Origin of the sequence: Parabacteroides sp. CT06 (genome assembly GCF_002257605.1) — a bacterium.
In the GTDB taxonomy this organism is placed as follows: Bacteria; Bacteroidota; Bacteroidia; order Bacteroidales; family Tannerellaceae; genus Parabacteroides; species Parabacteroides distasonis.
The window spans coordinates 1,350,389-1,376,533 of record NZ_CP022754.1 but is presented as its reverse complement, the minus strand read 5'-3'; the positions used below and the strand labels follow the sequence as shown (position 1 = coordinate 1,376,533).

Genomic DNA, 26,145 nt, shown 5'->3' with positions numbered 1-26,145 from the left:
AGTATGGAATTTACATTAAATATAGTATATGGTGGAGAACTTAATGCATCTAAAGCCTTAAGTCCCTTTGTGCGCAATATGAGGAAAATTATAAAAGATACATTTACTTCATTTGAAAATGAAGCTGTTACCATGTTTAAGGTAACATTGTTTTTTGATGGTGATATTTCATCCTATTATAACGGAACAGGAATATATCAACCAAGATATTACAATGTTAAAAAAGAATATGTGGTTAGTTTTTGCATTGACAGGACACAATGGACTGGGAATAAGGAAAAAGATTTAAACTATTTCATTTTTACAATAACAAGTTTGATGATTAAAAATGGAGATTTGATTTTGAATAAATTGGCTAAATATAAGTACGCATTTGATATTAATTCATACAAGCATTGTGTTGATATTTGCAGCAAAAAGATGAATGATATAGTGAATGAAATATAGCAATAACAAGCACCTGTTCCGCCTAACGGCGGCAAGCTGCAACCCATTAACATCAAAAAGCAGTGTACCATAATGGAAACAAGAGATAAACTTTTTACAGAAGAACAGTATTTGAAGCAACTGAAAATGTATGATGAAGATATTAGTTATTATGAACAAATGCATCTTTCAGGAAAACATATAGGTTACGATTCTTTGTTCAATTATAGGCTTCGTTATTTATTAGTACAGTATTCTATGGGACAGGATATTGATAAGCTGAAAAACAATTATGTGAAAGCCCTCAAAACAATGCCGAGATTTTGGACGGACAACGGATTTTATATTGAAATGTTGTGGCTTCTGTCAATAGGCATTATGTTGGATTACGAAGACGACCTTATACATGGTCTGGTGCAACTGATAAAAGACAGAGAAGCTAAAGACTATATTTATGATACATTGATTAGATACAGATTTCCTGATTGGGAAAGGACAACAAACCAAGTATTATATCCGTCACCCTATCGAATTGCTATCACTGTTACAGAGTTGGCTGAACAAGACAAAGCAGAAGCGGTGAAACGATTGGAAAAATACCTCAAAAAAGAATGGTATCGAGGACATTCTGATTTATCTTGGCATGACGACCATAAATATGGTATCAACCATGACGGTTATTGGTGTTTTGAAAGCGGTGCATTGGTCAAGGTCTTGGGGCTGGATGATAGCAGCCTGAAAGGGTTGCCCTACTATCCATACGACATGGTACACTGGAATGACAATATTAAATGAAGAAAAGGTATGAGTTACTCTGTTTGTGCATATTTGACAGAAGCCGATAAGGTAAAGTCTGTTTATGGAACTTGTGATAATCAGCTTATAAACCAATTAAAGGTTGCGTTGAAGCAGGAACTTGACACTCTGAACGATTATTTCAGCGATAGCCTGAACACGGATAAAGATGCTTATGCAGCGTTGGCAGATATAGTGAACGGAGAAATCCGTTATCCCGAAATTGCTTTCATGTACGGGTATGTATATGAAAAGATTTGCAACCATTATGGAACGCAAATCTACTGTGCGGAAAACCTTTGGCAATTGGATAGCCAAAGTACATTCATCCCTATTCCATTGAGCAGTGATTTTCCCTATATCATCAGCATACCCGTTTCAGATTTGGAGAGCAAGCGGACGGAATACACCTCACTACAAGAGGGTAACGGTATCGGAGATTATGATTACGAGCAGGAAATGGACGACTTGAATTTCATTTTCGATGAAGCCGTTGAAGCGCAAAAAGACCTTGTTATTATGGTGTATTGATATGGTACACTGGAATGAGAATAAAATATGATGTTAACGAAGCAGGATAACGGACAAGCCGTTCCCTGCTAAACCATTACCAACTAAAATATATAAATCATGAATAGAGAAACATTATTTGAAAGCTTTTATACAAAAGCAGAAAAAGCGATTAAGAAAATGGGGAAACAAAACATCAAAGATATCTATGCTATTTCCTTTTGGAAAGATAATCTTGAAGACGACCCCCGATGTCCTGTTATTACAATAGGCTATAACACTTTAACTCAAGTGGAAGTAGCAAAAAGGAATGCCAGTAGTTTAATGGAAGCCAAATGGAATTATGCTTTTTGGCTACAAAACGAAGTGGGTACTATTGGCGGCAATGATAAGAATCTCCGTCTGTATTTTAAAGAAGCCAATTTATTCTATACTCAACAAGAGTATTCGAGAGCCGAAAAAAATGGAGAAGAAAATAAGTTGGATGAACAAGACGACCAAATGCAGTCGGTCTTTATGGATATTATCATTTCTGTTATTCAAGAACTTCATAAAAAAGGTGTCATAAAAGAGCAATTAGGTAAAGAAGTTCCTGTCATTGTTCACGAATTGGAATATTACGACTTACCTATTATGTGGACTACAAGAAGTAATCCGAAATCATTGATTGATGAGTTCTTGAAATCTTATAATGATGGATGTTTATAAAAAGTTGGTAACAAGCGAATGAGCTGCCCTAACGGTCTGCTATTCACAACCCATTATCAATAATTGAACAGAAACGCAATGACAAAGGAAGAAGCATATACTTTATTAAGTTTCCATTCTTGTAGAAACAATGATATAGAAAATGAGAAATGGGAAAATGGATTTCTTGGTTCACTTCGTCCATTTCAAGGGAAACTATATGAGTGTAATTTTATCGAGATAATGGAATGTCTTAAAGTTCTTGCGGATGATTTTATGAAGCCGACAATCAAACAAACCCTATTAAGTGATGTGTATAGCATTATACATTTGGGTAAGAGGTGGATTGACGGGGCTGATTTTGTTACACAAGAGCAGCAAAAGCAAATCATAAAATGGGTTGATATGATACAAGATTGTTTCTACTACCTATTAGAAAGAGATGTTGATACTGCGTTTCTTGAATATGAAGAATATAGAATTAGTACACGATATGAGAAATGAAATTTTACAGTTGAAAGATTTGGGTCGTATGCCTAATGAAAGCATCAATGATACAGAGAGTATTGATGAATTAGTAAATACTTATGATGCCTTATTAGAACAAATACAACTTCCCATATCATTTGATGAAGCTATGGTGTTGGTACAAATCTTTCCTGAAAATGCTTTTTATGATTTGCAGTGGAGTTTATTAAAACTTGTAGAGTCTGTTTGCGTTGATGATGAGAATAAGTATATTCAGTTAATAAACTCTTGCCCAAGCCAAGAATGGCGGGACACTCTAAATGCTCGCTATGCAAATTATAAAAGGCACAAGGGGTAAAGTAAGTTCATAACAAGCCGGGATAACGGACTAACGCCGTTCCCCGCCAAGCCATTACTAACAATACGAATAACTCTTTATGATAAAATTCATTTTAGATGCGATGTATTATCAGATATTCATATTTAATAGGGATAAATTTATATTGGAAAATCCACATGAGCGGACGATACAGATAATATGTGGAATATTATTTCTTCCTGTTATAGTATTGGCATATCTACTGATAGAGGAGAATTTCAATTATAAAACCCCTTTTGTGTTTTTCATCATAATCTATGTTTTATTATACAAGACATTCTGTTCGTATTATATCAAAAGGAAAAAAGGTATGGAAATTATAAGGAGTAAACCTCTGATATTTAATAGCCAAAAGGTTTCTTCCTTCATATCATGGATGATTTATCCCATTTTGGTTGTATTACTTTATTTTATAATAACACATCGTCATTGGCTAAAAATTATACAATAAAGATTTAATAAGTTAGTAACAACGAAAGATAGCATCTGACGATGCTCCTTTCTAATCATTAGATATAAAGACATGAGAATATTTGTATTGTATTGTTTGTTCCTTTTCCCACTTAGCTATGTTATAGCGAAAAACGGCTATGTGGAACAAAATTCAGTAAAGTATCATTTTTTGACTGAACAAGATACCCTTTATATAGAAACAGAAAAAACAGAATTTGAAACTCTATATAGGCTGTGTTTTAATCAGCACGATGAAAAGAAGGTCATTTTTGAGTTGAAAGCGGTAGATGATAGCAATATTGACTTCGTGCAAAGCTATACAATCAATGGAGTGAGAAAGTTTGATTGCTTTGCTGTGTATGATAATGTGGCAGACGGAAACCGTTTCCTGTTCTTTGATTATGAAAATCAAGCAGCTTACATAACGCCTACTTGTTTTTCCGGTTTCTATCCGATATGCAGTTCTGTGGACTTTTCAAAAACGGAAGTTTTATTACAAAATGAGCACTCCCATTTGAAACAGCTAAACGACACATTAAGTATTGATAGTAAAGTGGCTTATGTACCATTTAACTGTAATAATCGAATTATAAAGGCAACTTTAGTTCCATATCCTCAAGCGAGAAAGGGCAATAGATATCTAATAACGAAAGATAGCATCTAACGATGCTCCTTTCTAAGCATTAGCTGTAATTATATGACATGAAAATCTATGAGAATAAAATATTGAGAATACTTGGATTTATTTTTATTTGGATTTATGTATTCGGTGTGGGCATTTGTTTTGCCGGAAGGTGGTATGCCATTGGAATACCGGGAGTGGTTTTATTGCTTGTATGGTTAAATCACAATCTTATAGGTGCTGCTATTCGTAGATATAGAGCAAGGCAGGCAATCAAACAGATAAAAAAGCATGGAACACGATTATCGGTTGATTTAAGCCAATGTAAAGTCAGTGCGCAGAAATGGAGTAGCAAGAAGTCAAGGATGCAAGAGCCAGTCTTTAAGGTATTCAATTCATGGGAAACCCAGTTTTGGAATGGTGTTAGCGGCTCTTTGTTTCCTGACATTTATCATAGTGAACAAGTAGTGTCCACTGCAATATGCACCGTGACGTACACCACCCCATACAAAGGAAAGACAAAAACATTTCGCAGTGATGCAATTTTGAAGGAAAAAGTTTCATTGGAAATGCTATTGCAATATTATGGAGTGGCAACGATTTACATAAATCCGAAGAATGACAATCAATATTATTTTGATTTGGATTTTCTAAAATAGATACAGCTAACAACGCAGGATAACGGACAAGCCGTTCCCTGCTAACCATTAACAATAGTGCGATGAATAAAACTGTTCAATCCATAATAGCATTGACAGCTTTCAGTGCTTTGCTGATAGCCATAACATTATTTTGTGGTGGCTTAGGCTTTGGTCGTCTGTTCGGAATATATGGCATTATGGAATATTGTCTTTTGGGTATGCTTGTAATAATAGATATACTGGTAATCTACAAGGTCTATAAACTATATGCAATGCAGCCTAAAACCATAATGTTATTGTTGGGTTTGGAATGTTGCTCTATCCTTTTGTGGCTTGCCTTTATCTGTATAGACCAAAGTTTATTGGATTGGCAAATTACAAACTTCATATTGCAAGCTGTTTGTTTAGACGGCTTCACGGGAGATGAACGAGGATTGAATATGCTTGCAGTCTTATGTGGCATTGTTTATCCCCTTATTGGGATTGGGTGTTTATTCACCGGATTGGGATTTGTAAATAAGTTAGTAACAACGAAAGATAGCATCTGACGGCGTTCCTTTCCAAGCCATTATGAATAAAGGAATAAAAAATACAGATAACTATTTTGAACGAGTGAAGCAACGTGCAAACCGGACGAATTACAGATACTATTTTTTTGACTACCTATATTTCAAGGGAGAGGTTTGGGGCAAGAAGATAGGGCGGATGTCAGGTTTTATACTGCTGTTTTGGTATTGGTGGTGGGTAGTAGTTCTGCCCGGCAACTTTCTCCTGATTAACAGTGTACCGGAATGGTCGTCCTTACATCTTGGCTATTTAGGTGCAATGTTTTTGCTTATTTGTGTATTTATTCTTGCACGATACAGGAAAGCCCGTGTACAGGCATTGTTGAACCGCTACCGCCGCTCTAAGCATATCAGCGCAGTACAGGCATATTTTCTGTTCCTGCTGCCCTTTGTACTTTTCTTCTTAGAAACATGGCTGTTCGATGAATGGGGTTGGACGGATTGCGTGAGGTGGAACAAATGATATGTCATTCATATATAAAACATCAGATATGGAACAACGGATTACATCATTATTGCTTCCCGCTCCCGAAGCGGAGTTGGAAGCGTCCTGCAAGGAACTGGACGAAAAGGTAACATGGCTGCTGCACAACAGCCGGAAAATGGACAACTACTTGGAACTTGAACCGTTCAGCAAGGACGGGCGGCTGTGCGCCCACGTGTGCGACACGCTCAAAAGCCTGCCGGAAACGCCGACACTGGCGGCATACAAGGACTACAAGGCAATCATTATCCTGCTGGGTATGTCCACCACCCATTACGCCATACTTGACGAACTGGCGGAACAGCACCGCAAGCGGGACGAGATACCCGAACTGACCGCCTACTGCGATGCGCTCCACTGGATGCGACCGGGACGGCAGTACCTCTGCAACGTGTACAACACGGTATGCCACGCTTTCCACCTGCTGCGGAGAAACCCGGTAAGGGGCAACCGACTGCTGGTGACGGAAAAGGAACTGCGCCACGCCGAACGGATGCTGCCGGAACTGGGCAGGCAGACGTTCACCGAAATGGTACGTCTGAAAGGCTACATGGTCTATGATGCCGAGAAACTGGCGGACAAATGCGGCATGGAATACGGCTCGTTCCGGCGAAAGGTAAAGAAAATGACCGGGTACACGGCTAAGGAATGGGTGATAAAGGAACGGGTAAAGGACGTGGAACACTACCTGTTGAACACAAACCTCACGCTTACCGAAGTGGCGTTCACCACCGGGTTCGCATCGACATCGAACCTGAACGACTTCTGCAAGGCGTATCTTTTAGATACCCCCGGAGAAATACGCAGAAAAGCGCAGGAAACAAGAAAATGCACAGTTACAAGAACGTAATGTGAAAAATCAAGAATAAAACTGATTTTTTATGCCCGTAACTTTGTGCTTCATAAAAGATAAGCACAAGGTTATGGAACATAAGATACCGTTGGAAACATACTTCGCCGGACTGCTTCAAAAAGTGGAATGGCAGATACAGGAATACGAGGACACCGCAGCGGACACGCTGACGCTCTGCCGCCTATGCGTGGACTACCTGCAAGAGATACTGGGCGAACTCAAAACCTTTATAATCTCCTACCCGTTCGCCAGCACGGAAGAAGAAATACACTTCTTCAAGGAACTGAAACCGCTTTTAGCGAGCAAAATCATCTATTACAATACCGTTTACAAGATAGAGGTGCGCTTCCCCAGCGGCAGCGAGGACGTGCAGCGGGACTACCTGCTGTCGGAAACCGACCGGATTTCAAGGTCGTTCCAGCGGAACTTGGCGTTCTACCAGTACCACCGAACGAAAGCCACCTACTTGGACAGGCAGTATTTCATACGTGGGAAGCCTGACATACAAATCATCGTGGACAGTTTCTATTACGAAACAGACCCACAGTTCAGCACCAGTCACGATTTCAAGGTAGCCAAGATTTTAGCCAACGAACTGCTGGAAATATACCTCACCAACCGTCTGCACGAGCTGGAACGCCGGGAACAGCGCAAGCGGGTGAAGAACGGCTTCATGGGCAGGCTGTTGCGCTGGACGGGGACGAAAAGGGCGTTGGTGGAACTTATCTACGCACTGGACGCCTGCGGCTGTCTGAACAAGGGAACGGTTGATATTAAGGAGATTGTAGCCTACTTTGAATACGTGTTCGACATAGACCTCGGCGACTTCTACCACACCTACATGGAACTAAAAGCCAAGACCAAAGACCGAACGGGCTTCCTCTCCACCCTGAAAGACAGGTTGCTGATGCGCATGAGGGAGCAGGATTAGGCAACCGTGCTTTAACAAAATTTATTTCGCCACAGGTGGGTACATCTGTGGCGTTTTATTTTTCAGGACACCCGAACTTTGCGGCAAATCAATCAGTTACCGTTATGGAAATAATAACATTCGAGTCCAAAGCCTACAAGGAACTGGACAACAAGATTACCGCCATTGCCGACTACATCTTCAACCACATGGAAACGGCAAGGCAAAGCGAGGAAGACATGTGGGTGGACAGCTACGAGGTCTGCACGTTCCTGAAAATAAGCGAAAAGACCCTGCAACGCCTGCGGGTGTCGGGGACTATCGCCTATTCCAACATCAGGGGACGCTACTTCTACAAGGTCAGCGAGATACGCCGGATGCTGGAAGAACGCCTGATAAGGAGCAACAAGGAGAACATCGACAACCTGATAACCAACCACCAGTTGTATGCTAAGGAAAGAGGAAATCTTAGAAAGGACAAGTAACGGGCTGGCGGTGTTCAAACACTACCTGCCCGGAAACTGGCGCATAGGTCGCAACTTCCTTAACCCGCTGTACGAGGACAGCAAGGCTTCCTGCAACATCTACTTCGACCGCCGGGGCGGTATCTACAAGATGAAAGACTTCGGCAACGACAGTTATAGCGGCGACTGTTTCTTCCTCGTGGGGCAGTTAAAGGGGCTGGACTGCAACCGGGCGGCTGACTTCGTGGAGATACTGGAAATCATCGACCGGGACTTGGGTTTGGGGCTGGCTTCCGGCACTCCGGTTTCCGTTCCCCCGGCAACCGTCCGCCGGGCAGTGCCGGACAAACCCGAAGAAACGTCCGAAAAGCCCGTCAAGCCCTACCAGTTCCGGGAACAGAAGTTCCCGCTTGCCGAACTGGTGTACTGGCAACAGTACGGCATCACGCCCGAACTGCTGGAACGTTACAAGGTCTGCTCGCTCCGGGAGTATCACAGCGAAACGGCAGAGGGCAAACCGTACACCTACACTTCATCGGTGGCAGAACCCATGTACGGCTACAAGGGCAAACAGCACATCAAGCTGTACCGCCCGTTCTCCACGCCCCGCTTCCTCTACGGCGGCAGCTTCGGCGAGAACTACAGTTTCGGGCTGGAACAACTGCCAGCCAAAGGCGACACGCTATTCATCACGGGCGGCGAGAAAGACGTGCTTTCGCTGGCGGCGCACGGTTTTCACGCTATCTGCTTCAACAGCGAAACGGTGACTATCCCTCCCACGCTGGTCTATCGGCTGACGTTCCGCTTCAAGCACATCGTCCTGCTCTTTGACATGGACAAGACGGGCAGGGAAAGTTCATGCAAGCAGGAAAAACTATTGGAAGAATTTGGCGTGAAACGCCTGCTGCTCCCGCTTCCGGGAACGAAAGAGGAAAAGGACATATCCGACTACTTCAAAGCCGGGAACACCCGTGAAGATTTCCTGAAGCTGTTTATCGAATTTTTAGACAACCTGTATAGCGACACATTGATTATGCTAAAATCATGCGAGATAGATTTCAACAACCCGCCCGCCAAAGCACAAGAGATTATTTCGGCGGGTGACGTTCCGCTGGGGACACAAGGCAACCTGTTCGGCATCACCGGGGGCGAGGGAACGGGAAAGAGCAATTATGTAGCCGCAATCGTGGCGGGCTGCATCTGCCCGGCTGGTGCGGAAGTAGATACGCTGGGCATACAGATAACCGCCAACGGCAGGCACAAGGCGGTCTTGCTTTACGATACCGAGCAATCGGAAGTGCAACTGTTCAAGAATGTAAGCAACCTGCTGGCACGTGCCAAACAGCCGGACAAACCCGATGAACTCAAAGCGTTCTGCCTGACGGGTATGTCACGCAAAGAACGCTTGAACGCCATTGTGCAGAGCATGGATAAGTTCTACTACCAGTACGGCGGCATCCAGTTGGTCGTCATTGACGGCATCGCCGACCTTGTTAAGAGTGCCAACGATGAAGCGGAAAGCGTGGCGGTGATAGATGAACTTTATCGGCTGGCTGGCATCTACAACACGTGTATTCTGTGCGTGCTGCATTTCGTCCCCAACGGTTTGAAGCTGCGGGGACATTTGGGCAGCGAGTTGCAGCGCAAGGCGGCTACAATCCTTTCGATAGAGAAAGACGATGAACCCGCCCAGTCGGTGGTGAAAGCCCTGAAAGTAAGGGACGGAAGCCCGCTGGACGTGCCGCTGATGCTCTTTGCATGGGACAAGGAAGCCGGGATGCACGTGTACAAGGGCGAGAAGCCCCGTGAGGAAAAGGAGAAACGCAAGGAAAGGGAACTGGTGAATGTCGCACATGACATCTTCGGGCGGCAGACACGCATCACCTACATAGACCTTTGCGAGCAGTTGCAGCAGGTATTGGACATCAAGGAGCGCACCGCAAAGAGCTATATCCGCTTCATGCGGGAAAGGGACATCATCACCAAAGACACGGCGAACCAAAGCTGTTTTGTCATCGGTTCATATCATCTTCAAAGGAACGCAAGCTGCCCGTAGGCGTATGGGCTGAACTTGTGTATTTTTAGGTGCTTGTGTCCTGCCCTGTTGTGATAACACGGCAGGATTTTTTCTGTTTGCACGTGATTTTTCAGGGTATTTGCTTAACTTTGCAGAAGTTACACGGAAAAGTAACGGCAGTTGGACGGCGGTTGCCGGAATATTGCCTTTATATATAACATATACGTTCGCCGAACGTCCCAAAGTAGAAAACTGGCACTTTTCAAAATGTGGGGATATTCAGCGCAGGATATGCTATGCGTTTGTCATAGCGTGGCTGCACTGTTTCCACATTTGGGTATGCCAGTACCTCTACTTTGAAACAGCGTCATGCCACGCTTTCTTTTTTGGGGTTGCGGCTAACGTGCCAAGACAGTAGGGATTTATATCACTTTAATACCTGACAATATGGAACAAATCAAAGCGCACATCGCCGTATCGCTGGACGGGCATACCGCCACGCCGGACTATGAACTGGACTGGATGCCCCGTGAGGTCAAGGAACTGGCGGCAAGGGAACACGCCGCCGCAAGCTGCCTGCTTATGGGGGCGAACACCTACAACTACATCTTTGAACACTGGGGCGGGTGGCCGCACAAAAGCAAACGGTCTTTTGTGGTGTCACACTACGACACCAACGTTACACCGGACTGCGGGGTGGAGTTCCTGACCGAAGAACCGCTGCAAAGGGTCTATGAACTGAAACAGGAAACCGACATGCTGGTGGTGGGTGGCGGCAAGCTGCTTACTTCATTGATTAAAGCCGGACTGCTGGACAGCCTGACAATCTACACCGTCCCGGTCATGGCGGGCAAAGGCATCGGTTTTGTCGGGGAAACATCCGGCTCGCTGTGGAAGCTCTCGGAAAGCAGGGTGCTGGATAACGGGGTGGTCTGTTCGACCTACCTGTTTGGCGGGAACATATAAAAAATGCGCCCGGTTTCCCTCCGGGCGCAACCACTAAAATTTCAATTATTATAAGCTGTAAAACCTATCACAATGAAATTTCAGCGGCAAAGATAGGCTATTTCTTCGGTTTCGCTTTCTTTTCGGGGAATGAAAAACCGACATTGAACTGCTCGTCCAGTACCAGCGAAGCATCGAAAGCCTTGCCGTTCTTGCCCTTGAAGCCCTTGATTAGCCCGGTCTTGCGTTTAGTCACCAGCTCGACAATCTGCTTGTCGGAAAGCTGCTTGTCGCACTTGTTGCGGAATATGGTAAGCGTGCAGTCCACGTTGGAACACTTCGCCACTTTCGGGTAGAACAGGATGCGCCCGCTGCCGCATTTCGGGCAGGGGCAGGTTTCACCAGTAGCGACAGATAGCTGCACCGATAGCAGTTCTGCGGTGATTTGCGTTGCGTACACCTCGATGCCCTTTCGGAACGTGTCGGCATCCATGCTGCCCGCTTCTATCTTGGCAAGGGCGGTTTCCCACATGCCCGTCATTTCGACATCGGCAATCTTCTTGTCCTTGACAATCCCATAAACGGCAAGCCCCTTGTCGGTAGGCACAAGGTTCTTCTTCTCACGCACGATGTACTGGCGGGCGAACAGCGTTTCGATAATCGCCGCACGGGTGGCGGGCGTGCCTATCCCGACATCTTTCAGGCTGGCTTTCAGTTCGGCATCTTCCAGTTCCCTGCCTGCGTTCTCCATTGCCGCCAACAGGCTGCTTTCCGTGTGCAGCGGTTTCGGCTTGGTCTGCTTTTCGAGCAGATCCACGCCGGAGAGTGGCAAATATTCTCCCTCTTGGAGTGGCGGCAGGCTGGCGGCTTCTTCATCCCCGCCCGTTTCCGGCTCGCCGAACACGGCACGCCACCCGGCTTCTTTCATCACAGACCCTTTCACCGTAAAGTCGGTATCTCCCCCTGACAGCAAGGCGGTGGTAACGTCTTTCACGCACTTGCCCGAAAAGGCTTCCAGCATACGCCCGGCTACCAGCTCGTAAACCGCCCGCTCGTCTTTGGAAAGTTCGCCGGGCAGGTTCTCGGTAATGATTAAGGCGTGGTGGTCGGTCACTTTGCCGTCATTCACGCTGCGGCGGTTCAGGGGTGTGCCGTCCAGCCCGGCGGCATACCCGGCAAAGCGGGAGTATTGCCCCAGCAGGGCGACACGTTCCGGCATTTCATCGAAAACGTCCTCCGGGATATAGCGGCTTCCGGTTCGGGGATAGGACATCACTTTCTTTTCATACAGGCTTTGCGCTATGGAAAGCGTCTTGTCAGCCGAGAAGTTCAGCTTCGTGTTCGCTTCCTTTTGCAGCGTGGTAAGGTCGTACAAAAGCGGCGGTTCTTGGCAGGCTTCTTTCCTCTCAACGGATTTAACCACAAGTTGCCCGGCATCCTTTACCCGTTGCAGGGCGGCTATGGCTTCGGGCTGCTGTTCCCACTTGGCGGTCGATTGGGCGGTAAAATTTATTCCCCCGCTGGCGGTCACCGCTTTGAGTTGCCAAAACTTGGCGGGTACGAAATTCCTGTTCTCCAAATAGCGGCCGCATATCATCACGAGCGTGGGTGTCTGTACCCTGCCCAGCGAGAACACCCCCTGCCCGGCAGCTACGCTCAACGCTTGGGTGGCGTTTATCCCTATCAGCCAGTCCGCTTCGCTGCGGGACTTGGCAGAGAGGTAAAGGTTATCGTAACGCTCTCCCGGCTGCAAGTTATCCAGCCCCTCACGGATTGCCTTGTCGGTAAGGCTGCTTATCCACAGGCGCACAAATGGTTTCCGGCAGTTCAGGTAATGGAAGATATAGCGGAAGATTAACTCACCCTCACGCCCGGCATCGGTGGCGACAATAATCCGGTCGCACTGGTCGAACACTTCCTTTATCACTTTCAACTGTTTCAGCACGCCGGGGTCTGCCTTGTACCCTTTCTCCGCTTTCACCTGACGGGGGATTAGCTGGAAATCGGGCGGCAGTATGGGCAGGCTCTCCCTGCGGAAGTTCGCCACGCCGTAGGCTTCCGGCATGGCAAGCTGGATTAAGTGGCCGAACGCCCATGTCACCATATACCCGTTGCCGGAAAGATAACCGTCATTACGCCCGGTCGCACCGATGATGCGGGCGATGTCCTTTGCCACGCTGGGCTTTTCTGCTATCAATGCAATCATAATTCTTTACTTTTTAATGGTGGATATTACATTTTCATTCCTCTGGACTTCTTGGGCTTGTCAGCTTTCAGGCTCTTGTCCTGCGCTTTCTCCTGCTTCTCTTTCTGCTTGGGGGTGGGCTTGTCCTGACCCTGTTTCAACGGCTCTTTGCCCTGCTTGGTGGCTTCGTTGGTCTTGCCCCCGGAATTGACCGCTACCTGCGTCCGGTTCTCGGCGGCGGGGGTAACGTCTTTCGGCTGCACCTTGTCGTGGGATTTGCCCTGTGCGCCGGGCTGTACATGACCGTTGAACTCAACGCCCTTGCCGTCCTTTAGCCCGGCTACCTGCTGTTCTGCGGGCTGCTGCCCCTGCTGCAAGAACTGGACGGCGGCACGGGGCAGGAACTCCAAGCCACGCTCCACCGCACTGACCTGCAAATAGGCACTGCGCTTCGTGCCGTCCCTGAATTGCAGGTTTTCCATTTTCACCGCTTGCCCGGCTTCAAAGGCGGCTTTCTGTTCCGGGCTGACTTGCACGTTACAGATTGTATCGGGGCATTTCCATTTGTCAGCCCGCATGTATTCCAGTTCGTGCGTGTACCTGTCCCGGCTGACAAACACGGGGATTTGCTCGCCGCTTTTCGGGTCTTTGATTTCAGCGATGCCGCCCAAGTTGCCAGTGCCTTGCAAGTTGCCCTGTTCCTGCTTGGTGAACCCGTGTTCATGGAACGGGCGTTGCAACAGCTTTTCGTCCTGCTGCACGCCGTGCAGCTTGGGTACTACCGTGCCGTCCTTTGCCTGATAGAAAGAGAGCTTGACATCGGTAGGTTTGAGGTAGAAGCCGCCCACCGTCCCCGAAACGGTGTAGGTATTTCGGGACTTGTAGCCACGCATCACCCGGTCGAAGTCCTTCGTGTTTTTCAGGGTGTCGGCGGTGATGCCGACTTTTTTCAGGTTCTCCCAGTCGATTTTTGCCGGGTCGAAGCGGTAACCCTGCTTGAACTCGTGGAAGTCGGGCTTCGGAACTCGAAGCATTTCAGCCCGCTTGTCGCCCTCCGGTGTAGGGTTGCGGTGGTTTTCCTCGATTGCCTTTGCGTCCCGCTCCGCTTCGGAAGCCTTGACGCTGAACAGTTCCAGCCCGGAAGTGTCCTGATACTTGCGGTAGAAGTTGGAAATGAAGTTGCTGAACACATCGCTGTTCTTGTCCACCTGCATGAACTCGCCACCGTGTGTTGGCGGTACGGTCTGCAAATTGCCCTCCTTGTCAATACCCTTAACGGCACTCACCTTTCCCTGCTGTTTATCCAAGACCAGCAGCACGTCTTTTTCCTGCCCCTCTGCGGGCGGGGTCATTCTGTTTGCCATAAATAATTGAAATTTTAGCGGTTACGGGAATAGTCCCGCCCAAAGGTAGCGACTAAATATGCTATATTTGGACGGGCGGCAAGGGCTGTCCGAATTTGTCCTGCGGTGTCCCGATTTGTCCGGGTGGGATGAAATTCCGCAACCATTGGTTGCAGAATTGAAAAGGGCATAAAAAAAGAGAGTGAATGATTTCACTCTCTTTCGATGAACCCTTTGTGAACCCTTTGGTCGTTTTTTGAAATAGCTAAAACTCAAGTAATTTGCATATTTTGCAAAAGAAAATCATTCGAGTATGAACCATATGTGAACCCTTTAATGGATTAGCGGGGAACACTGTTTAAGCGTCATCGCGCTTCGTTAGTAATCTGTTATTGCACTCGTTTCAAATCCCCGATAGATTGGAGTGACATTTCTATGTAGGGAATAGTTTTTAGAATATGGATGTTATCTATTGCTTCTTTACCACCCAATGCCAATGCCGATACAAGACATGGAGATTATAGAATAAAAATAATTCATCTTTCTTATTATCAGTCATTTGAATATTTTCTGTTTTTCTCTATTTTTGCCATTTTCTGTTATTCAGTACACTTTGAAATATCATTTTCTTTTGTACCTTTGCATCCGCAAAAAACAAAAGAAAATCAACTATTTAGTGTAATTACCCGGTTACGGCACCTAAATCGAGATAAAACCTCTAAACAATGGCAATGTTAGAAAATAAAACGAAAGAAAACCCCAAGCTGGAGCAAAATAAGCTCTCGGACGGTAGAATAAGCCTTTACTTAGAGTATTATTTCCTCCTCAAATTATTAAAAGTAATACTGTCAAAAAGAAATACCTTTTATTCTTACTCTTTTCGCCAGTACTTATATCTTGCAGTCAACAGAAAAAAGTTTAGTACGGTTTGGATATATAGACAAAAAACAGACTAAACTCCAAACATGGAAATTCAGATATTTTTTATACATTTCTTTTATATACAAATGATAGCCGAATTCAATTCATATATGAGTAACATAGACATAGACTTCTTCAAGGAGTTGTGTCTGAAACATGGAGAGTTACGACATTATAAAAAGAATGAGTTTATTCTCCATGAAGGTGATGCCTGTTCTTTCTTCGGGTTTATCTTATCAGGCGTAGTCAAATACAGTTGCACCAACCGGACAGAAAACAAGCCGTATAATGTCGGTTTTTCCTTTCCAAATGAATTTATAGCCGATTATCCCACTTGCTTATATGGCATGAAATCAGAATTGAATATACAGGCGATAATCCCGTGCGAGATTTACATCTGTTCTTCTACATTCTTACAGCAAAAATTCAAGGAAAATAATGAAAACCAACGGATAGCCCGTATCGCAGCCGAACAGATGTTTTTCCAATCATATTCACGTTATTTGGATTTATTCAGATTCACACCGGAAGAGCGTTACCTCCAACTTTTAAAAAAATGCCCTGCAATCCTTCAAATGGTATCACTAAAAGAAATAGCATCCTACCTTAAAATTACACCCATACACATGAGCCGAATCAGACGCAAGCAAAGTTTTGACAACAAAAAATAAACATAGGTTTAGAAATTTACATTCATAACAATATTCCAAGAGTATCTTAATCTGCCAAAGAATTCTTCTTTTTATCTTTGTCTTATCTTTGGTTGGTTCAACGAAGAGACAAAATAAAGATTGAATGAGTTAAACAAGGGATTAAAAAAAAGAATATGAAAACAAAAGAAATTCTTGGAATACTTATGCTATTCCTCTGTACATTCAGCTTTATAAGCTGCGACGATGATAATGAACAGACAAATGAATTAACCCCCGAAGCACTTTATCAGACTTCATGGCGTGGAACAGGGCATTGTGAGGCTTGGACAGTACAAAATATGGGGGTCGGTATGCAATTTGTAGATACTCGGAAAGGGAAAGTAAATTGGGAAGGTTACGATGAAATTGATATTACTTATACAATAGAAGGGAAATATATCACATTTAATAGCAATGCTTTATATTTGGGTGGAGCCCCTTGGATTATCAAAAGCTATACCCAAAAACATATAACCATTATACAGAATGAAATTAGTCCAGATAAAGAGAAAGTAGCTACAATTGAATTAGAGAAAATAGATTAAACTGAATCATGGGAACATTAAGTTGCATAAATGTATGCTACAACAGAACAATGAGAACCGTGAGATTTGCAAATTGAGCAAAGAAAGTCATAAATACCTTGTAAATAAAGGAAAAAATGCAGATTCATCTAATATTCCTTTATGTGCTATTATCGGGCTGGTCTATGGGCTGAAACACAAGGAAAAGAGATTCACCTTGTTCTTTTGTATAGGATTGGTTATTGGGTTAGGATGAGCAATTTATATGCTACTGCTAATAAGGTCAATGTAAATCAAAGGAATATGAAACTGAAATATATATTGAATGCTATACTATTTGTTTTGGCATTATCTTTTTTGTCTATGTGTATATTTAAGACTACAGAGTTAAGTTTAAAATGTATACAATTTGCTGTATCTATCTCTTGTATAGGAGCAATGTTTTCTACAAAAAGATATAGATACATATTTGCATCTATTGCTTTAATCATTATAGGAATATCTTTTTCACTTTAAATGTCCATAATAACGATAATGATTTGATTATTGAATGGTATAATAATAGTCCAGTCTACAGATAGCGACTAAAAACGGGGGCAAGGGATGCCCGAATTTGTCCTGCGGAGCTTGAAATTATCCGGGTGCGGTAAATCTCCAACTGTTGGTTGGAGATTTAAAACGGGTACAGACCGAAGTTAATCGCTTGCTTTAGACGAGCCATTTGTGAGCCATTTGTATAGTATTGTTTTCGGCTTATAATCAGCATTTTACAAAAATCGCATTATACTTGTGAGCCATTTGTGAAGCGTTTGGCAAGCCTTTGATTGAGTTTCCGTTATTCTCCTATTATCAGGTGACACGACAAAAAGAAAACATCTTCGGCAAAATCTTTGTTATGTTTTTGCAGGTGATTACATAATATACTATCTTTGCAGATAGAAACAAAGGACATAAATATGGCTTCATTCAGGAAAGAGATACTTGGGCAGATTGAACGGATAGATACCGGGCGTATATTCACGTTCCGGGATTTGTCGTTTGAAACGGAAAAGACCGCCAATGTTGCGGTGCTACTTTCCGAACAGAGCCGCAAAGGGGTACTGGTACGGGTTGAAAAGGGGGCGTACTACCGTCCCAAGAAATCAGTGCTGGGGCTGGGAAAGCTGCCTGTCTATCAGGATGAACAGTTCCGCTACCTGACTGAAAAACTGAACGGCTATATCACGGGGGCTTACATCTATAACAAAATGGGGCTGACCGAACAGGTAGCCACAACCATAACGATAGCCACTCCTAACCCGGTTCGCCGTTTCCGTTTCAAGAACTTGGATATAGAGTGCGTGAAAGCCTACTGCATGGTCTATCCGGATGAAAGCCTTGTCCCGTACTTGCGGCTGCTCGATGCGATAAAGGACATGAAGCGCATACCCGGAACAACCGGGCAGGACATCTACAACCGGGTCAAAAGCCAATATTTCAACGGGTACAGCCTGCCGGAACTGGAAAAAATCGTATCTTTGGCGAAAAGTTACCCGCCACGTGTCAGAAAGGTGGTGGCGGATATACTGGGCGACATCAGACAAACCGTATTGCAAACGGAAATGGCAAAGACCATTCTTCCCACGACACGGTTCAACTTGGATTATAAAACAGCATAGGACAGAAATATGAATTTACATTCGGACAAGGAAGCGTTCAAGGAAATTATCGCACTGGCGGCTGACCATTTCGGCTACGAGCAGTCGCACGTGGAAAAGGATTACTGGGTATCGAAGATACTGCGGGATATTTCCATGTCCGAATATGCGGATAAGACCTACTTCAAAGGCGGAACTTCACTTTCCAAAGCCTACGGGCTGATAGAACGTTTCTCGGAAGATTTGGACTTGTTCGTGTTCACGGGTGATAAAGGTGCGTCCAAGCAGGCAGAAAAGACATTGAACAAGAAACTTTCCAAATACATAGCCGAACTCAATAGTGACATATACAAGGAAGATTTGTCGGAAACGGGCGGTAATTACCGTAAACTGTATTTCTCGTATGACAATGTATTTCAAGGCGTGGGACTGAAAGAACATTTGGAAGTAGAGATAAAATCCTGTGACCTGCCGGACAAAAAACTGATGTTCTACCCGGCGGACAAGCGGGTTATCAAACCGATTGTGACCGCCTTTCTTGAAAGCATCGGGCAAGAGGAACTGATAAGCACCTACGGGCTGGAAAGTTTTGAAACGCAGTGTATCAACCCCCGAAAGACTATCTGCGACAAGGTTTCAAGGCTGGTAAAGCTGTCTTACAATGAGGATGCAGCCGCACTGTTGGCAAAGCATATCCGTGACGTTTACGACTTGTCGGCACTCTACCACAATCAGGAATATAACGATTACCTACATTCGGAAGATTTCTTGGATGCCATGTACCGGGTGACGATAGAGGACGGACTAAATAAAAACTCCCGTTCGCACTTGTCGCTGGCTGATGCACCGATATTCAAGGATGCCGAAGCGGTCATGGCGTTACCCGAAGTGGCTACGGCGTACACTACCGATTTGAAGAAACTGACTTTCGACAAAAGCAAGATGCCGCCGATAGGCAAGGCTGTGGAAGCATTGAAGAACCTGCACGAAATATTAGTGCGTTTTGAAGCCTACCGCACCAAAAAGCAAAATGAAGAACAACCGTAAAGCTACATCGGCTGTTCTTCACTCCATACATTATTATATATAGCTATTCTTCCTCCTTAATCAAGTGGCATAACTCCGGGTCGTTCTTAATCCGGGTTATCTCGTCCTCGACTATCTGCCTGACTTCCTGACGGATGCGGTCATAGTTGGCTTGTATCTCCTCCTGCATCCGGTCGTTGCCGTCCTTGTCGGTGAAGTCGATAATCTGCGGCAACTTCACGTAACGGGCGGTTTCCCGCTTCACCTTTTCATTGTCCACCACGATTTCACAGTGGAAAATCTTCTGCTCTATCCGTTCATCGAAATTGTCCGCTATTGCCCCCACGAACATACCTTGCGTGAGGTTGGATATTTTGCTGGCGGGTATCAGGCTGTCCATTTGGGTGCTTATCGAGGTGGATTTTTCCCGTTGGTTGATTGTCATGCTCTGCCGTTTCTGCAACACCTTTCCGAAACGCTCGGAAAGGATTTTCGCCGTTTCACCGACTACCTGACCGCTGAACACGTTGCCCACAGTATTTTGGATTACCCGGCTTTCCTTGTCCCCGTAGTCACGGGTAAGCTGGCTGTAATCCTGAAAGCCCAGCAGAACCGCTACCTTGTTGCTTCGTGCCGTAGCAATCAAATTGTCAAGTCCACGAAAATAAATCGTTGGCAACTCGTCTATAATCACCGAACTTTTAAGCTGACCTTTCTTGTTTATCAGCTTCACGATACGGGAATTATACAGTCCCAATGCTGCCGAGTAGATATTTTGGCGGTCAGGATTGTTGCCGACAACCAAGATTTTAGGCTCTTTCGGGTTGTTGATGTCCAGTGAAAAATCATCACCTGTCATAACCCAGTAAAGGGCGGGTGAAATCATCCTTGAAAGCGGGATTTTCGCACTGGCAATCTGCCCCTGCAACTGTTCTTGGGCGTCCGATTCCCAAGCATCTACGAACGGGGAAAGGTAATTTTCCAGTTCGGGGTAGCTGCGCAAAATGGTGAATACATCGGCGTATTTCTTGTTCAACAGTTCTATGGCATGGGGGAACGTGCAATACTTACCGCCTTGATAGATACGGAGATACCAAATTATAGCCGCCAAAAGGATAATCGGACTTTCCACGAAGAAATCGCCCTGCTTGCTTATCCAACTTCGATTGAGGTTAAGCATTATCGTGTAGCTTGCTTCGTAGGCATCCGCAATGTCCGACATGAAGCTGGCATTTATCGGGTTGCATCGGTGGCTCTTGCGTGGGTCGTCAAAATTGATAACGTAAAATTTCGGCTTAACCTTGTAGCCGTCCAAGTGGTTAAGTAAATGATTGTAAGCGATTTCCGAAAGGTCAGGAAACTTATAATCATACAGGTAGAGCGCAAAACCTTTCTCGATTTGCTGTTTTATGTAATTATTTACTACTGCGTATGACTTCCCGCTGCCCGGCGTTCCTAACACGATGCTCGCACGAAAAACGTTTACAACGTTAATATAGCCATTGTTCCACTTCTTCTTATAGTAGAACCGGGTAGGCAGATTTACCGAATACTCGTTCTCGATAAGCCTTGTTTCCTGCTGGAAACTTTCGTTCTCGGTATTAAAGACATCATCCATGAGGTTGTTTTTCAACAACCGGGACATCCACGTACCCGCCATGAGCATACAGATATAGCCCACCGAAAGCGTGGCGATATAAAACACGGCATCCGCCGTATGTGGCAGCGGAAGTTCCAGCAGCCACCAGTTCAGGAAAAACAACACGACACCCGCCGCAAGGCTGCAATGTATCTTCGTCCACGTTATCTTTTCCTCTTTCACGCCCTTAGTGCCGATGCACGACAGGGCGAGGAACACCACCGCAAAAAGTTTTGTCCAAAGAACGGACGAGAACAGCCCGGTGGTGCGCTGGAAGTTCCACAGTATCTTGTCTATCACTTCAAAGGTCACTCCCCATTCTTTCAGGGTGGAGTAACAGAACCAGTACACGTTTATTCCCACGAATAGAATACTGACAGCCCGCATAAAGTCCATGACCCTTGCAAGCCCTCTCAAATCATCCTCTTGCTGCATAATTGTATGTTTTTAAGTTAGTCGATGTGCCTTGTGCGCTTCTTTTTCTTCTTTCTCTTTTGGCGGGCGGTGTCCTGCGGCTCGTCACCGCCTGATGCACCGCCGCCCAGCAAACCGCCGAAAGCACCCAGCACGGAAGCCACGCCCGAAACGATGTCGGCTTTCGGCGTGAAGCCCTGCTGTTCCTGATGCGTGGGCTGGTCTTGCTGCGGTGCTGCCACTTCGGGCTGGTGTATCTTTCCGGTTTCGCCCGAAAAACGTTCGTTGAACACGTTCGCCGAATACTCCTTGCCCAAGCGTGAACCGTTCAGCACCACCCGGCTGTCATGGTCGATGAACGTAACGCCATAGATGCGCCCGCTGTCGTTCTGACGGAATACCACGTCAATGCCCCGCTTCCTTAGCTGCTGTTCCAGTTCCTTGCGGCTGTGGGCGGTCTGCATGGCATTGGCTACAATCTTCCGGGTGCGTTCTTTCAATTTCCCGTTCTTGATTGCTTCGCCCGATTTCTCCATTCTGCGCTGCACCGCTTCATAACCTACCGACTTGCCGATGCGGGAAGCCTTTACCGGGTTGCCTGTCTTTTCGCCCTTGTCGTTCATGGCGGAATAGACAATGCCCTGATAGGGCTTGCCGTTTATCTCGCCTTTGACTTCCTCGGCGCACACGTTGTAAGCGGCAAGCAAAGCCTTATATTCCCCGAACGACTGGAAGCGGTAGCCGTAACAAGCCGCTTTCACGGTGTTGCCGATTTGGTGCTTCACGTCCCCGGCGGCATAGTCCACCTTTTTAAGTTCCGGACGTTCGGCACGTTCCTTTCGCTCTGCCGGGTGCAGCCCGTATTTCTTTTCCAGTTCACGGGTGATTTGCTTGCTGCGCCGATGCTCGAACCTGTCATTCAGCGGTCTGCCGTTCTCGTCCACCCGCAACCCCACGATGTGGATATGGTGGCGGTCGATGTCGGTATGCTTGTACACCAAATAAGGCTGGTCGCCATAGCCCAACTTCCGCATATACTCCCGTGCGATGTCGGAAAGCTGCTGGTCGGTCAGCACGTCTTCCGGGTGCGGGTTTATGGAAATATGAAGTATCGGCTTCTTGGTGGAAAGCTGGACGGGCATCTGCATTTCAAAGCTGCGCATACACTCGCCGATAGAGAAATTCCCGTCCTCGCTCAACAGCATTTTGTTGGAAAAAAGCACCTTTGCTTCCTCGCTGTCCACCTTGTTTTGGTTGTACGCCAGTGCGCCGAACATATTGCCGCCAGTGCTTATTTTGGCAACCATAGTTCCTTGCACTCGTTTGTCAGGTCGATAACCTGACGGTTTAACATAGATAATTCAGTGGTCGCCTTTTCCAGTTTATAGAGAAAAGCCAGTGCCTTTTTCTCCGAAAAATTGCTATGCAACGCCTTTACAACTTGGTTATAATTGACCGCCACGGCTCTGAACTGGGCGTAAAATTCGGTCAGCCGGGCGCAATACTCGACCGCCGACTTATCCACTTTCACCACCCGGAACGGCTCGCCGAATAGTCGGGCAGCGATGAACCGGGACTTGCTCGTGACGCCCGACTGCTCCCACTGCGAGAGGAAACGGGCGTTCTCCCGGTCGTTCAGGTAAAGGACATGGCGATGCTTCGCCGGGTCTGCGAGGGCGGGGCGACCGCCCTTGTTGGTTCTTCTTGTTTCCATGCTTCTTTGGATTAAAAAATTACGACTTCGGAGTGATTTTTACCCCCGCAAGGGGCAAGGCGTTTTCAGGCACGGAAAACGGTTTTGTATGCTACAAAACACACCTTGCTATTTTCTGACGAAAATCGAAATCCGTCACGGACGGATTGGGGTTAGCGTGAAACGGTAAGCCCGGTTATGCACCAGCCTGATTTTACACCCCTACCCCCTGCGGTTCGTTACTCCGCTGCAAAGTAACGGTGATTTATAATGCTGGAAAATAGGTAGTTGGTGGACAAATCGGGACAGTGCAGGACAAATCGGGACAAGGTTTTCAGGGGATGTTTTTTCTCCCTTTTTTTGCATCGGATTTCAAGATTGAAAGCATGATTTCAAGAAAGCATGATTGCAGGATTTCAATATTTCAAGAAAGAATGAAAGCTGGAAAACAAGATTGAAATAAAACAGTCTTTCAATATTTCAAGATTGCAATATTTCAAGATTGCAATATGGAAAGAATGAATGAATGAAAGCAATAAATAAATCTATCTATCAACCAATAATGAACGGAAGCAATATGGAAAACGAGAAAACACCCCTTTATGTCGCCTTTTCCACACAAAAGGGCGGGGTCGGCAAAACCACCTTTACCGTGCTGGCGGCGAGTTACCTATACTACCTCAAAGGCTACAATGTGGCGGTGGTCGATTGCGACTACCCCCAGCACTCCATTGCCGGGATGCGCAAGCGGGATGCCGAGCAGGTCGGGGCGGATGAAGATTACAAGCGCATGGCGTATGAACAGTTCACCCGGCTGGGGAAGAAAGCCTACCCGGTACTGTGCAGTTCGCCCGAAAAGGCGATTGCAACGGCTGACGAATATATAGCCGCCGGACACGTGCCGGATATTGTCTTTTTCGACCTGCCCGGTACGGTGAACAGCGAGGGCGTGATAAACTCCCTTGCGGGCATGGACTACATCTTCACCCCCATTTCAGCCGACAAGGTGGTGCTGGAAAGCAGCCTGTCGTTCGCAATGGCTATCCAAAAGCTATTGGTGAAGAATGAAGCCTGCCGACTTGCCGGGCTGTACCTCTTTTGGAACATGGTGGACGGGCGGGAGAAAACAGACCTCTACGCCGCCTATGACAAGACCATTAAGGAACTGGAACTGCCGCTGATGAAAACCTTTATCCCTGATACCAAACGCTACAAAAAGGAACTGGTGGCGGATAAAAAGGCGGTGTTCCGCTCCACGCTCTTTCCCGCCAGCCGCCCGCTGGTGAGGGGAAGCAACTTGGAAGAACTGATAACCGAAATAACGTACTACATCAAATTACAATGATATGGCAAAGCAAAACGGCGGGATGCCGAATATAGACGAGGATTTTATGAAAGAACTTATCTCGCAGGGTGTCCCCAGTAAACAAGATAATAATAAGACGAATGATGCACCGCAAGAAACACAAACAGAAACGGTGCGGGTGGAGAAACCGACACCCCGCAAGCGCAAGGGCGGTTCGGGCGACTACCGGGAAACCTACTTTCAGAAAGTGGAACTGGCAGACCGACAGCCCTTGTACGTGAGCCGAACCACGCATGAGAAGCTGATGCGTATCGTGACGGTGATAGGCGGGCGAAAGGTGACGGTAAGCAGCTACGTGGAAAACATTCTGCTGCGCCACTTCGAGCAGTACCAAGACGAGATAAACACCCTGTATGAAAGCCACTTCCAAAAGCCTGTCTGACTATGGTAATCCATTGCATACTTACCGGGCTTTTGGTGTACTACATCGCCCTGTGGCTGTGGTATCGCTACACGGACAGCCGGACATCACCGGGCAAAACGGATGATGCGCCGCCTCCACGAAACGGGGTTTCAGGCTACACGCTGATAGGTGAAAGCCGATACAAGGGTGGACTAATCGGGACAGCGCAGGACAAATCGGGACACCTCCCGCAAGCGGCTGAAAATGATACTATTTTTGCGCCGCAGGCTGACGGACTGCCGGAAGAAACGCCCGGTTACGAGAATGACGAACCCGACTACGAGGACGAGGAAATAGCCGGGTACATGGACGGTGACGATGATACCGGGCGGGCTACGGGCGTGAGCTTTGACGAACTGGGCGAAGCGGTGCGCACGGCGAACGCCGACAACCCCACCGAAACGGAACAGCGGCAAGCCGCCGGAACACTGGCAAGGATTGAGGGGACGAACCTCTACGATGCGGTGGTGGAGAACATCAACGGCGGGCTGGCAAAGGTGGCGGAACTGCTGGGACGCAACGAAGCGGAACTGGCTGCGGCTGCTGTCCCTGCCGAAGCTGGCAATAAAAGCAAGGAACACGAAGCGTTCGACATGAACGATTTCCTGTAATATAATAATGTATAAGCCTGACAGCATGAAACAGCGTGATTACGGTTGATTGGCAACCTGAAAACCAAACAGACAAACGGGACTATCCCCGACCACTAAAATTTCAAATTATTCACCAGCCGGGAAAGGCGGACTATCCACCCGCCGCCCGGCATTAAAAACAAATCACAATGAGAAAGAAAATCTTCTTGTCGGCGGCTATACTTGCCGCCGTGGTAAGTGCCTACGCACAAGGAAACGGGCAGGCGGGCATCACCGAAGCCACGAACCTAATCACCGGGTATTTCGACCCCGGAACAAAACTGGTGTACGCAATCGGGGCGGTATGCGGCTTGATTGGCGGGGTAAAAGTCTATAACAAGTTTTCAAGCGGCGACCCCGATACCAGTAAGACCGCCGCCAGTTGGTTCGGGGCGTGCATCTTCCTGATTGTAGCCGCCACTATCCTGCGCTCGTTCTTCCTCTAAACCT

29 protein-coding genes are annotated in these 26,145 nt (G+C 46.3%); 24 read left to right on the top strand and 5 right to left on the bottom strand.

Annotated features, from left to right (window positions below; all coding sequences use genetic code 11):
• The first annotated feature begins 3 nt into the window (after positions 1–3).
• The 16 genes from CI960_RS06080 (at position 4) to CI960_RS06000 (ending at position 11,241) form a co-directional block, all read left to right on the top strand.
• Positions 4–447 carry an Imm12 family immunity protein gene (locus CI960_RS06080; RefSeq protein WP_005787127.1) on the top strand — a complete coding sequence of 148 codons (444 nt, stop codon included), beginning with the start codon at positions 4–6 and terminating at the stop codon, positions 445–447.
• 72 nt (positions 448–519) lie between these two features.
• Positions 520–1,221, top strand: coding sequence for a PoNe immunity protein domain-containing protein (locus tag CI960_RS06075; protein ID WP_007480240.1), 702 nt, complete (start codon positions 520–522; stop codon positions 1,219–1,221).
• A gap of 9 nt (positions 1,222–1,230) precedes the next feature.
• Entirely contained in the window at positions 1,231–1,752 is a 522-nt protein-coding gene (locus tag CI960_RS06070) for a hypothetical protein (protein ID WP_007480238.1), read from the top strand.
• A gap of 99 nt (positions 1,753–1,851) precedes the next feature.
• The gene (locus CI960_RS06065) at positions 1,852–2,439 is read left to right on the top strand and encodes a hypothetical protein (protein WP_032535957.1); all 588 of its coding nucleotides are present in this window, start codon (positions 1,852–1,854) and stop codon (positions 2,437–2,439) included.
• Between the two features lie 78 nt (positions 2,440–2,517).
• Positions 2,518–2,922 (top strand): hypothetical protein, encoded by a 405-nt coding sequence (locus tag CI960_RS06060; protein WP_032535956.1) that lies wholly within the window; start codon positions 2,518–2,520, stop codon positions 2,920–2,922.
• Positions 2,912–3,244: a hypothetical protein gene (locus CI960_RS06055; RefSeq protein ID WP_032535954.1), complete on the top strand. Its 333-nt coding sequence runs from the start codon at positions 2,912–2,914 to the stop codon at positions 3,242–3,244. Before CI960_RS06060 ends, CI960_RS06055 begins: the two co-directional genes overlap by 11 nt.
• A 79-nt stretch (positions 3,245–3,323) precedes the next feature.
• Positions 3,324–3,716, top strand: coding sequence for a hypothetical protein (locus tag CI960_RS23880; protein WP_007482662.1), 393 nt, complete (start codon positions 3,324–3,326; stop codon positions 3,714–3,716).
• A gap of 72 nt (positions 3,717–3,788) precedes the next feature.
• Positions 3,789–4,382, top strand: coding sequence for a hypothetical protein (locus CI960_RS06045; protein WP_007482659.1), 594 nt, complete (start codon positions 3,789–3,791; stop codon positions 4,380–4,382).
• A gap of 38 nt (positions 4,383–4,420) precedes the next feature.
• Positions 4,421–4,999 (top strand): hypothetical protein, encoded by a 579-nt coding sequence (locus CI960_RS06040; protein WP_007482658.1) that lies wholly within the window; start codon positions 4,421–4,423, stop codon positions 4,997–4,999.
• A 62-nt stretch (positions 5,000–5,061) separates the two neighbouring features.
• Positions 5,062–5,529 (top strand): hypothetical protein, encoded by a 468-nt coding sequence (locus tag CI960_RS06035; protein WP_007482656.1) that lies wholly within the window; start codon positions 5,062–5,064, stop codon positions 5,527–5,529.
• A gap of 22 nt (positions 5,530–5,551) precedes the next feature.
• A complete protein-coding gene (locus CI960_RS06030) occupies positions 5,552–6,010 on the top strand; it encodes a hypothetical protein (RefSeq protein ID WP_032535952.1) in 459 nt (152 codons plus the stop codon).
• Positions 6,011–6,038: 28 nt separating this feature from the next.
• The gene (locus tag CI960_RS06025; protein WP_032535963.1) at positions 6,039–6,881 is read left to right on the top strand and encodes an AraC family transcriptional regulator; all 843 of its coding nucleotides are present in this window, start codon (positions 6,039–6,041) and stop codon (positions 6,879–6,881) included.
• Positions 6,882–6,912: 31 nt separating this feature from the next.
• Positions 6,913–7,815 (top strand): RteC domain-containing protein, encoded by a 903-nt coding sequence (locus CI960_RS06020; RefSeq protein ID WP_007482647.1) that lies wholly within the window; start codon positions 6,913–6,915, stop codon positions 7,813–7,815.
• A 35-nt stretch (positions 7,816–7,850) separates the two neighbouring features.
• Complete coding sequence (locus tag CI960_RS06015; RefSeq protein ID WP_007482646.1) at positions 7,851–8,279, top strand: helix-turn-helix domain-containing protein; 429 nt, start codon at positions 7,851–7,853, stop codon at positions 8,277–8,279.
• Positions 8,242–10,314, top strand: coding sequence for a bifunctional DNA primase/helicase (locus CI960_RS06010; RefSeq protein ID WP_007565634.1), 2,073 nt, complete (start codon positions 8,242–8,244; stop codon positions 10,312–10,314). The genes CI960_RS06015 and CI960_RS06010 overlap by 38 nt, the downstream gene beginning before the upstream one ends.
• Before the next feature lie 408 nt (positions 10,315–10,722).
• The gene (locus CI960_RS06000) at positions 10,723–11,241 is read left to right on the top strand and encodes a dihydrofolate reductase family protein (RefSeq protein ID WP_004326099.1); all 519 of its coding nucleotides are present in this window, start codon (positions 10,723–10,725) and stop codon (positions 11,239–11,241) included.
• A 97-nt stretch (positions 11,242–11,338) separates the two neighbouring features.
• Here the strand turns inward: CI960_RS06000 and topB are convergent, their stop codons facing one another.
• Both topB and CI960_RS05990 read right to left on the bottom strand, forming a co-directional pair.
• Positions 11,339–13,426, bottom strand: a complete 2,088-nt coding sequence (gene topB / locus CI960_RS05995) for a type IA DNA topoisomerase (RefSeq protein ID WP_032588335.1) — start codon at positions 13,424–13,426, stop codon at positions 11,339–11,341.
• A 26-nt stretch (positions 13,427–13,452) separates the two neighbouring features.
• Positions 13,453–14,769, bottom strand: coding sequence for a DUF4099 domain-containing protein (locus CI960_RS05990; RefSeq protein ID WP_007482643.1), 1,317 nt, complete (start codon positions 14,767–14,769; stop codon positions 13,453–13,455).
• A gap of 944 nt (positions 14,770–15,713) precedes the next feature.
• Here CI960_RS05990 and CI960_RS05965 point away from each other — a divergent pair.
• From CI960_RS05965 to CI960_RS05940, 4 genes are all read left to right on the top strand, one after another.
• Positions 15,714–16,340 (top strand): Crp/Fnr family transcriptional regulator, encoded by a 627-nt coding sequence (locus tag CI960_RS05965; RefSeq protein WP_077154777.1) that lies wholly within the window; start codon positions 15,714–15,716, stop codon positions 16,338–16,340.
• A 155-nt stretch (positions 16,341–16,495) separates the two neighbouring features.
• Positions 16,496–16,906, top strand: a complete 411-nt coding sequence (locus CI960_RS05960; protein WP_004309979.1) for a hypothetical protein — start codon at positions 16,496–16,498, stop codon at positions 16,904–16,906.
• A gap of 935 nt (positions 16,907–17,841) precedes the next feature.
• Entirely contained in the window at positions 17,842–18,543 is a 702-nt protein-coding gene (locus CI960_RS05945; RefSeq protein WP_004309978.1) for a DUF6088 family protein, read from the top strand.
• 9 nt (positions 18,544–18,552) lie between these two features.
• Positions 18,553–19,569, top strand: a complete 1,017-nt coding sequence (locus tag CI960_RS05940) for a nucleotidyl transferase AbiEii/AbiGii toxin family protein (RefSeq protein WP_004309977.1) — start codon at positions 18,553–18,555, stop codon at positions 19,567–19,569.
• A 43-nt stretch (positions 19,570–19,612) separates the two neighbouring features.
• Here CI960_RS05940 and mobC read toward each other — a convergent pair whose 3' ends face one another.
• From mobC to mobA, 3 genes are read right to left on the bottom strand one after another with little or no spacing between them, the layout of a single operon-like run.
• Positions 19,613–21,622, bottom strand: a complete 2,010-nt coding sequence (mobC, locus tag CI960_RS05935) for a conjugal transfer protein MobC (RefSeq protein ID WP_032535948.1) — start codon at positions 21,620–21,622, stop codon at positions 19,613–19,615.
• A gap of 17 nt (positions 21,623–21,639) precedes the next feature.
• Positions 21,640–22,908, bottom strand: a complete 1,269-nt coding sequence (gene mobB, locus CI960_RS05930; protein WP_080714515.1) for a conjugal transfer protein MobB — start codon at positions 22,906–22,908, stop codon at positions 21,640–21,642.
• Positions 22,893–23,315 (bottom strand): conjugal transfer protein MobA, encoded by a 423-nt coding sequence (gene mobA / locus CI960_RS05925; RefSeq protein WP_032535946.1) that lies wholly within the window; start codon positions 23,313–23,315, stop codon positions 22,893–22,895. Before mobA ends, mobB begins: the two co-directional genes overlap by 16 nt.
• A gap of 541 nt (positions 23,316–23,856) precedes the next feature.
• Between mobA and CI960_RS05915 the strand changes: the two genes are divergently transcribed.
• The 4 genes from CI960_RS05915 to CI960_RS05900 all read left to right on the top strand — a co-directional run bounded on the left by CI960_RS05915 (position 23,857) and on the right by CI960_RS05900 (position 26,141).
• Positions 23,857–24,639, top strand: coding sequence for a ParA family protein (locus CI960_RS05915; protein ID WP_094582634.1), 783 nt, complete (start codon positions 23,857–23,859; stop codon positions 24,637–24,639).
• Between the two features lies 1 nt (position 24,640).
• The gene (locus CI960_RS05910; protein WP_094582284.1) at positions 24,641–25,042 is read left to right on the top strand and encodes a DUF3408 domain-containing protein; all 402 of its coding nucleotides are present in this window, start codon (positions 24,641–24,643) and stop codon (positions 25,040–25,042) included.
• Positions 25,043–25,044: 2 nt separating this feature from the next.
• Complete coding sequence (locus CI960_RS05905; RefSeq protein WP_094582282.1) at positions 25,045–25,674, top strand: hypothetical protein; 630 nt, start codon at positions 25,045–25,047, stop codon at positions 25,672–25,674.
• 170 nt (positions 25,675–25,844) lie between these two features.
• The gene (locus CI960_RS05900) at positions 25,845–26,141 is read left to right on the top strand and encodes a DUF4134 domain-containing protein (RefSeq protein WP_004308755.1); all 297 of its coding nucleotides are present in this window, start codon (positions 25,845–25,847) and stop codon (positions 26,139–26,141) included.
• Positions 26,142–26,145 lie beyond the last annotated feature (4 nt).